This is a genomic window from Microbacterium sp. Bi128, from assembly GCF_918698205.1.
In genome coordinates this window covers 1-8,035 of sequence record NZ_CAKKMM010000172.1, presented here as the reverse complement: position 1 = coordinate 8,035, position 8,035 = coordinate 1, and the positions used below count along the sequence as shown (strand labels likewise).

Here is an 8,035-nt window from a genome sequence, read left to right as displayed (position 1 = left end):
CATCCCGGGGATCTCTCAACGGATGCTGTCCCTCACTCTCAAACACCTCGAACGCGACGGACTGCTCACTCGCACCGCCCACGCGGAAGTGCCGCCGCGAGTCGAATACGAGCTCACCGGTCTTGCCGAGTCCTTGATTCCGCACGCTGTGGCCTTGGCCGATTGGGCCAGCGACCACGTTCCCGCGATCGAAGCGCACCGCGACGAGTTCGACCGCCGCACCGAGAGAGGGCGCTGAGCCCGAGACATCCAGACGTGACGGCGGGTCTCCGAGGGCCTGATGTCATGACCGGCGCGGTCCTCCGAGCCTCGCTCCGGGCCGTTCTCACTCTCAGCCGCCGACGAGCGCGGGCGTGCGGGCGACCGTGCGTCTGCGCCAGAGCAGCCACGCGCACAGCACGCCCTGCGTCATCACGATGCCGCTCACGGTGGAGGCGATGACGCCGGCGGACTGATCGGCCGCGGTGAGCAGGTCGAAGCCGGCGTGCCAGATCAGCACGGGCACGATGCTCCCTCCGGCGCCCACGGTCATCCACGCCAGCAGGAACGAACCGCAGACGAGGGCCAGCATCCACCCGATGACGCCGGCCCCCATCTGCGTGTACGTGGGGTTGAAGAAGAACGCCGGCAGGTGCCAGACAATCCACACGCCGGCCACGACGAGCGCGGCCCAGAAGGCGGACATCCGCCGCGTCAGCGCGGGGAGCAGCCACCCGCGCCACCCGGACTCCTCGCCCAGACCGAACGTGGTCACCCACACCAGGGCGACCAGCGGCCACGCCAGCCCGGGAAGCTTGTCCGTCACGCCGAAGAGCGCCGGGTCCGGCCAGGCGCCGGCGACGAGGGCGGCGGTGATCCAGGCGATCAGGAAGTACGCCACGGGCATGCCGATCGCCGCGATCCACCAGACGGGGCGGAACCTCACGGAGAAGGCGCGCCGCGCCCAGGCCCCGAGTCCGCGCGCGCCGCCCTCCCAGAGCGAGGCCGCCACCGCGCCGCACAGCGGACCGACGGAGGCGAGGAAGAACGTCCACGGCATCGCGTCGAGCCCCGGCCCCTGGGCCTGGAGGAGGATCGGCATCCAGATCGCCCACGTGACGGCGAAGGTGACGACGAGGAAGACCAGGAGGCCGCCGGAGCGGTCCTCTCGCTGCGGGACGGTGGTCATGTCGGGCTCCTTTCGAGACAAGCGTTCCCTCCGCCGCTCCCCGGCGAGGGGACTTTCGCCCCTCGCCGGTGTTCAGTCGAGGGCGGGGAGGTCCGCGGTGCTTCTGCGCCGCCGACCGCGGCCCGGCCACCACCACGCGCTCCTTCCCAGCAGCGTCATGATCGCCGGAACGAGCAGCAGCCGGATCACCGTGGCATCCACGAACACCGCCACGGCCAGCCCGACGCCGAAGACCTTGATGACGGGGGTGGGGCTGAACGTGAAGCTGAGGAACACGGCGATCATGATGATCGCGGCGGCCGAGATGACGCCACCGGTGTCGGCCAGCCCCCGCGTGACCGCGTCTTTCGGTGTCGCGCCGCGCAGCCAGGCCTGGCGGACGGCGGTGAGGAGGAACACCTCGTAGTCCATCGAGAGGCCGAAGAGCACCGCGAACAGCATCATCGGAACGTAGGGGTCGAGCGGCATCGGTCCGTCGAGTCCGAACAGCTCGACGCCGTGCCCCTCTTGGAACACCCACACCAGCACGCCGAACGCGGCCGTGATCGACAGCGCGTTGCAGAGCGCCGCCTTCACCGGCAACAGCACCGAACGGAAGGTGAAGGCCACGAGCACCATCGCGGCGGCGATGACGATGCCGATGAGCCACGGCAGGCGCTCGGCGATGCGGTCGCTGAGGTCGATGCGGGTCGCGACCGCGCCGCCGACGTGCGCCTCGACCTCGCTCGCGGGGATCGTCTCGGCGCGCAGCGCGTGCACGAGATCGGCGGTGGCCGGGTCGCTCGGGCCGGTGTCGGGGATCACCTGCATCGTGGTCACGCCGTCGTTCGCGACGGGAGGCGACACGGCGCTCACCCCCTCGACGACGGCGATCTGCTCGCGCAACGGTGCCCAGGCGGCGGCATCCTCTCCCTCGCCCACGAGCAGCAGGGGCGCGTTCTGCCCGGCTCCCCAGTGCTCGGCGACGAGGTCGAACGACCGCCGCTGGTTCGAGTCGGGTTCGGCGTTGCCCGCGCTGGACTGCCCGAGCTGCAGGGCCAGCGTCGGCAGCGAGATCGCCACGAGCAGCACGAGCGACACGACCCCGGCCAGGATCGGGTGCCGCGTCAGGCGCGGGGCGATCCGCTCCCACGGGCGGCGCCCGGCGGGGGTGGCGTCGAGCGAGGCCGCGCGGCGATCGCGGCGCGACAGGGCGCGACGCCCGACGAGGGCGAGCACGGCCGGAGTGAGCGTGAGAGTGGATGCCACGGCGAACACGACCACGATGGCGGTGGCGAAGCCCAACCACGCGACGAACTCCACCCCCGAGATCGCCAGGCCCGTGGCGCAGACGGCGACCGTGAGCCCGGCGACCATCGCCGCCTCGCCGGCGCTGTGCGCGGTCTCCTCGACGGCGTCGACGACCTCGGTGCCGCCGCGCAGCGCCTCGCGGAAGCGCGACAGCAGGAACAGGGCGTAGTCGATCCCGACCCCGAGGCCGACCATCACCGCCAGCGTCACCGCGCTCTCGGGGATGGGCAACCCGTGGCTGAGCAGCCACACGGTGCCGACTCCGCCGGCGACCGCGACGATGCCCGTCGCGACCGGGATTCCGGCGGCGATCGCCGATCCCAGCGCGAGGAACAGCACGATCAGGGCCGCGACGACGCCGACGAGCTCGCTGTTGATGGTGCCCGCGCGATCCAGCTGCGTGCCGAGCGGGGCTCCGATCGCGACCTCCAGCCCCGCCTCCCGCGCCGGGTCGAGGGCGTCGTCGACCGCGGTCCGCCAGTTCGAGCCCTCCTCCTTGGGGTCGCCCGGAACGGTGAGCGTCAGCGCATCGCCGTCGGGAGCGAGGGTGCCGGCCCGCGTGGCATCCACGGGGTCGTCGAGGGGGTTCGCGATCGCCTCGCCCGTCGCCTGGCTCAGCCCGCCGATGACCTCGGAGATGACCTCGGCCTGCCCGGCGATGTCGTCGCCGGCGAGGACGATCCGGCTCGACACGGCGGGCTCCTCCTCCGCCCCGGGCCTCTCCTCGAGCAGCTGGGCCGCGGCCTGGCTGTCGCTGCCGCCCACCTCCACCTCGTCTTGCAGGTTCGGTCCGATCACGAAGCCGGCGCCGAAGATCACCCCGACGACCAGTACCCAGGCGGTGAGGGTGAGCCAGCGGTGACGGGCGCAGACCCGGGCGAGGGAGGCCACGATGCGCTTCATCGGTCGTCCTCCCCGGATGCCAGGCACGAGCGCAGATCGGAGGGCGCACCGCCGCTGTCGCCACCGTTCGCCGGGCCGACCGCGGCGCTCGCGGTCAGCACGGCCGCGCCGTCTCGGAAGCCCACCGAGGTGAGGGTGAACCTCTCGTCGCGGGGGAGGCGGATGCCCTCCAGCAGGCGCGTTCCGCCGTCGCGTCCCGCGAGCAGCTTCGCCGCCCGGGCGGCCGGGAGCGAGATGCCGCCGGCGCTCACCGAGTCCGCGACGAGCGCCCACCCGTCGTCGTCCCGCTGCGGGATCAGCCTCACCTCCACCGGCAGGGTCAGGCCCCGCACGGTCCGCTCGGCCGTGGCGATCAGGGCGCCGGCGGTCGCGTGAAGGGAGAGGTCGTGGTCGGTGCGGCAGGCCGCGACGGAGGTCAGAGCGGCATCCGAGACGGAGAGCTCGATGTCGATCCGCCCGCCGGCCAGCTGTCCGAGAGCGGGGCCGCCCGCCAGAGCGGTCGTCACCCCCGGCAGCGTGCCCGCGAACGCCGCGGCGCGATTCTCGAGTTCGGTGCGGGCGACGAGTTCACCGATGGTCGCGACGGCGACGATCGCCGTGAGGCCGATCGCCCCCGCCACGATCGCCTTTTTCCTGCGTGGGGTCATGTCCCCACCTCAGTGCGGTCTCCTCCCGGGATCCCGGCGCGACCCTGACGAAAAGCTGACGATCAGGCCGAGGCTGGTGCGGCAGGGAGGCGCACCGTCACGCGGGTCCCCGCTCCCGGCTCCGACACGAGCTCCACCGTCCCCCCGTGCGAGAGCACGATCGCCCGCACGATCGCGAGGCCGAGCCCGGTTCCGGTGCGGCGATCTCCCGTCACGAACCGGTCGAACACCCGGTCGCGGAGGGCGGGAGGGATGCCGCGACCGTCGTCGGCAACGATCATCTCGACGCCCTCTGCCACCTGTGCCACCGCGACCGTCACGGTGACGTCGGGCCCGGCGTGGAGGAGGGCGTTGCCGAGGAGATTGCGCACGACCTGGGTCAGGGCGACGGGATCACCGAGCACCGACGCCGTCGGGGACGGGAGCCACTGCATCGTCGCTCCGGACTCGAGGAGCGCGGCATCCTCGACGCATTGGCGGCAGATCGCCGACAGGTCGACCGGCTCGTGCGACTGGTCGGCTCCCTCCGCGCGGGCGAGCTGTGCCAGCTTGTCGACCAGCAGACGCATGCGCTCCGACTCCTCGACGACGCTCTGGAAGGCGCGGTCGGTCATCTCGGCATCCGTCGGGCGTTGGAAATGCAGCTCCGACCAGCCCTGGATCTTCGTGAGCGGTGTGCGAAGCTCGTGGGACGCGTCGGCGACGAAGTCCCGCAGCTGCCGTTCGGTGGCATCCCGTCGCTGATCCAACCGCGCGATGGCCCCGGCGATCGCCCCGGTCTCGGCGAACTCCGCCGCGGGCGACTCGCTGAGGCCGTCGAGCGCACCGCGCTCGACGCGGTCGGAGAGATCGGTGAGCGAACGGGTGGTGCGCGAGACCACGAGCGTCACCACGACCGCGACGAGGGCGAGCACGAGGGCGACGAGGACCGCGGCGGCGACGGCGAGGGCCGCCACCAGCCGATCGGATCCCTCGACGCCGATGCCCACCAGCGCACGGTCGACGGGCGTGCGCGTTCCGTCGTCGTACAGCACGTCACCGGGCAGCGGGACCTCGGTGAAGAGGATCGTCTGGGAGTTGGCATCCGCCCGCTCCGTCTCGCCGGGTTCGAGCGACCCCGAGATCTGTTCGAGCATCGAGACGGTCACCGGAAGCCGGGAGCTGGCGACGATCACCCGGCCGTCGTCGGTGAGGAGCGCGACGACCGTGGATGCCGCGTCCACCGCGGCGAGATGGCCGCTGTCGATGACCCGCACGCCTCCCTCGACGTCGGCGCCCCACGTCGTCACGGCCTGCGCGGCGATCTGCACCTGGCGTTCGGCGTTGCGGTCGGTGACGATGCGGAGCCCCCACACGCTCGCCACGCCGAGCAGGACCACCGCGACCGCCACGACGAGGAGGACGCGCTGGCGCAGCGCCCGGACCATCGACCGTCGGGTCGCGGGCGCGCTCACGTGCTCTCCTCGCGGAGGCAGTACCCGAATCCGCGGACGGTCTGGATGAGCGGCTCCCGCCCTGCGTCGACCTTGCGGCGCAGCGTCGAGACCGCCTTCTCGACGACCTCGCCGCCGCCGAAGTCGTATCCCCACACCCGGTCGAGGATCTGCCCGCGCGACAGCACCCGGTCGGCGTTCTCGGCGAGGAACTGCAGCAGCCGGAACTCCGTCGGCGTCAGCGTGAGGGGGGTGCCGTCGCGCCACACGCGGTAGCCGGCGGTGTCCAGCTCCAGATCGGCGTAGCGCAGCACGTGCGGGTCGGTCGGCGCGGCACCGCCGCGGCGGTGGACGGCCTCGATGCGCGCGACGACCTCGGACACGTGGAACGGCTTCGTGAGGAAGTCGTCGGCCCCGGCGCGGAGGCCCAGAACGCGTCCCTCGACGTCGTCGACCGCGCTGAACATCACGATCGCCGCCGAGGGGAGCGCGGCCCGGAGCGGCGCGACGATGTGCACGGCGTCGGTCTCGGGGAGGAACCGGTCGAGCAGGACCGCGTCGAACTCGTCGGCGCGGGCGATGCGCAACGCGTCGGCCGCGGTGCCCACGCTCACCGTCTGGTAGCGCGGCGCGGCGAGCAGCGACTCCAGCAGCAGGCGGATGCCCTCGTCGTCATCGACGACGAGCACGCGCGTCGGCGGCTCCGGGGTCCGCTGCACCTCCATGGCCCCAGCGTAAGCGTGCGCGGTGCGGGGCCAGGCGTCAGCGCGTCGCTTGCGCCTCAGCCCTGCGTGCGGAGCGCCCGGGCGACGGCCAGCGACGTGGGGATGTGGCCCGCGGCGAGCACTCCCGCGGCGAGGACGAGCCAGATCACGCCGAGCCAGGCCCCCGCGGTCGCGAAGACCGCGACCGGCAGCACCGCCATCGGCACGGGCACCGGACCCCACCGGCGGTAGAGCAGCCCCGGGTCACGCCGTCGCACGTAGCGGCCCCACAGCACCAGGTAGGCCGCGAGGAACACGGCCATCGGCACCGCCCACGCCCAGGTCAGCGGCGCGGGCAGCACGATGACGGGAATCACGAGACACGCCGCCTGTCCGGCGCGTTCGAGCGCCGACAGCACGGGGGAGACCCGCACGGTGGGCAGGGGCGGCCGCGGCGGTCGCACGAGGAGCAGAAGGCTCGGGGCCAAGACCGCCACCGCGATCGCCAGGCCCCACGGCGAGAATCCCACGGGGCGAGGCTAGCGGGTGGCTCAGTCGTGGAAGCGCGCGCCCTTCACGATGCGGTCCACGACGTTGCGCGGGCCGCGCAGGGCGATGCCCACGAGATCCAGATCATCGGATGCCACACTCGCCACGGCCGCACGGTTGGCGGCGTCGTGAGGAGTGGCGAAGAGGTCGCGGGTGTAGATCGCGAGCGCGACGTCGTCGCGTGCCGACGCCTTCGCCCGGGCACGGCCGAGCAGATCGTCGTCCGCGGTCATGACGAGCACCGGCTGGCGGAGCATCGGCAGATAGCGCACGCCATCGGCATCCACGTAGGGCTCGCCGACGAGGTCGGGCTCGCTCGTCGCGATCCCGGACAGGAGGAACGCGGTGACGTTGAGCTCTTGCCACGACGCCAGGTTCTCTCCGAGGACGACGACGACCTTCGTGTCGAAATGCGGTGCGGCGGCGGGGGTGTCTGCGGTCATTCGTCCAGCATCGGGCGTGGGCCACCGGGCGTCTTGTACGTTTCTTGCATGATCGATCGGGTGCGGGCGTGGCATCCGGACGTCCCCCTCCTGCGCGAGGTGTATCACGCGAGCTTCGATCACGCCTACCCGCTGCACACCCACGACGACTGGGCCGTGATGCTCGTCGATCGGGGAGCCGTCACGTACGGTCTCGATCGCGTCGAGCATCTCGCGGCTCCCGGCGCCCTCACACTCCTCCCGCCGGGGATCCCGCACGACGGGCGCTCCGCGGTCTCCGGCATCGGATATCGCAAGCAGGTGCTCTACGTGCGCCGCGACTGGCTGCCCGACGATACCGCCGGTCGCGTCGCGCATCGCCCGACTCTCGCGCACGGATCCGCCGAGGCGGCGACGCGGAGGGTGCACGCCGCCCTGCGGCATCCCGGCGACGAGATGGCTGCCGAGCACTGGTTGCTCGCGGTGCGGGACGCGGTCCTCACCCACACCGGCAGCGCGGCCGCGCCCGCGCGCGACGCCCCGCTCGCGCGGCGGCTGCGCTCGCTGCTGGACGACCGGTTCACGGAGTCGTTCACGATCGCCGCCGCCGCGCGCGAACTGGGCGCCCACCCGAGCCACCTCGTGCGGGAATTCTCGCGTGCCTACGGCATGCCGCCGCATCGCTACCTCGTGACCCGGCGGGTCGACGCGGCGCGGCGGCTGCTCCTCGACGGAGACCGACCCGCGGACGCCGCCGTGCGCGCCGGCTTCCATGATCAGGCCCACCTCACCCGGCACTTCCGGCGGGTGCTGGGGGTGACCCCGGCACTGTTCGCGGGGCCGGCTCGCTGAACCGGGCGGGGTCTTTCCTCCCGGTGTAGGGCGTGGATGCCGTGTGGGGCGCGGGTGCCGTGAGGGG

The 8,035-nt window shown here is 72.6% G+C and carries 9 protein-coding genes; 2 read left to right on the top strand and 7 right to left on the bottom strand.

Going from position 1 to position 8,035, the window contains the following annotated elements; translation table 11 throughout:
* Positions 1–238, top strand: a 238-nt coding sequence (locus LQV45_RS13285; protein WP_230007440.1) for a helix-turn-helix domain-containing protein, incomplete at its 5' end; no start/stop codon positions are given.
* A gap of 93 nt (positions 239–331) precedes the next feature.
* On the opposite strand, the gene LQV45_RS13280 is transcribed toward LQV45_RS13285, so the two are convergent.
* The 7 genes from LQV45_RS13280 to LQV45_RS13250 all read right to left on the bottom strand — a co-directional run bounded on the left by LQV45_RS13280 (position 332) and on the right by LQV45_RS13250 (position 7,137).
* The gene (locus LQV45_RS13280) at positions 332–1,168 is read right to left on the bottom strand and encodes a CPBP family intramembrane glutamic endopeptidase (protein ID WP_230007439.1); all 837 of its coding nucleotides are present in this window, start codon (positions 1,166–1,168) and stop codon (positions 332–334) included.
* Positions 1,169–1,240: 72 nt separating this feature from the next.
* Positions 1,241–3,361 (bottom strand): MMPL family transporter, encoded by a 2,121-nt coding sequence (locus LQV45_RS13275; protein ID WP_230007438.1) that lies wholly within the window; start codon positions 3,359–3,361, stop codon positions 1,241–1,243.
* Positions 3,358–4,008, bottom strand: a complete 651-nt coding sequence (locus tag LQV45_RS13270) for a hypothetical protein (RefSeq protein WP_230007437.1) — start codon at positions 4,006–4,008, stop codon at positions 3,358–3,360. The genes LQV45_RS13275 and LQV45_RS13270 overlap by 4 nt, the downstream gene beginning before the upstream one ends.
* Positions 4,009–4,070: 62 nt before the next feature.
* Positions 4,071–5,462, bottom strand: coding sequence for a cell wall metabolism sensor histidine kinase WalK (locus LQV45_RS13265; RefSeq protein ID WP_230007436.1), 1,392 nt, complete (start codon positions 5,460–5,462; stop codon positions 4,071–4,073).
* Positions 5,459–6,166 carry a response regulator transcription factor gene (locus LQV45_RS13260; protein ID WP_230007435.1) on the bottom strand — a complete coding sequence of 236 codons (708 nt, stop codon included), beginning with the start codon at positions 6,164–6,166 and terminating at the stop codon, positions 5,459–5,461. Before LQV45_RS13260 ends, LQV45_RS13265 begins: the two co-directional genes overlap by 4 nt.
* A gap of 56 nt (positions 6,167–6,222) precedes the next feature.
* Positions 6,223–6,675, bottom strand: a complete 453-nt coding sequence (locus LQV45_RS13255) for a hypothetical protein (protein ID WP_230007434.1) — start codon at positions 6,673–6,675, stop codon at positions 6,223–6,225.
* Positions 6,676–6,696: 21 nt separating this feature from the next.
* Positions 6,697–7,137: a DUF2000 domain-containing protein gene (locus tag LQV45_RS13250; RefSeq protein ID WP_230007433.1), complete on the bottom strand. Its 441-nt coding sequence runs from the start codon at positions 7,135–7,137 to the stop codon at positions 6,697–6,699.
* Positions 7,138–7,185: 48 nt separating this feature from the next.
* On the opposite strand from LQV45_RS13250, the gene LQV45_RS13245 reads away from it, so the two are divergent.
* Positions 7,186–7,968: an AraC family transcriptional regulator gene (locus tag LQV45_RS13245; protein ID WP_230007432.1), complete on the top strand. Its 783-nt coding sequence runs from the start codon at positions 7,186–7,188 to the stop codon at positions 7,966–7,968.
* Positions 7,969–8,035: the final 67 nt, after the last annotated feature.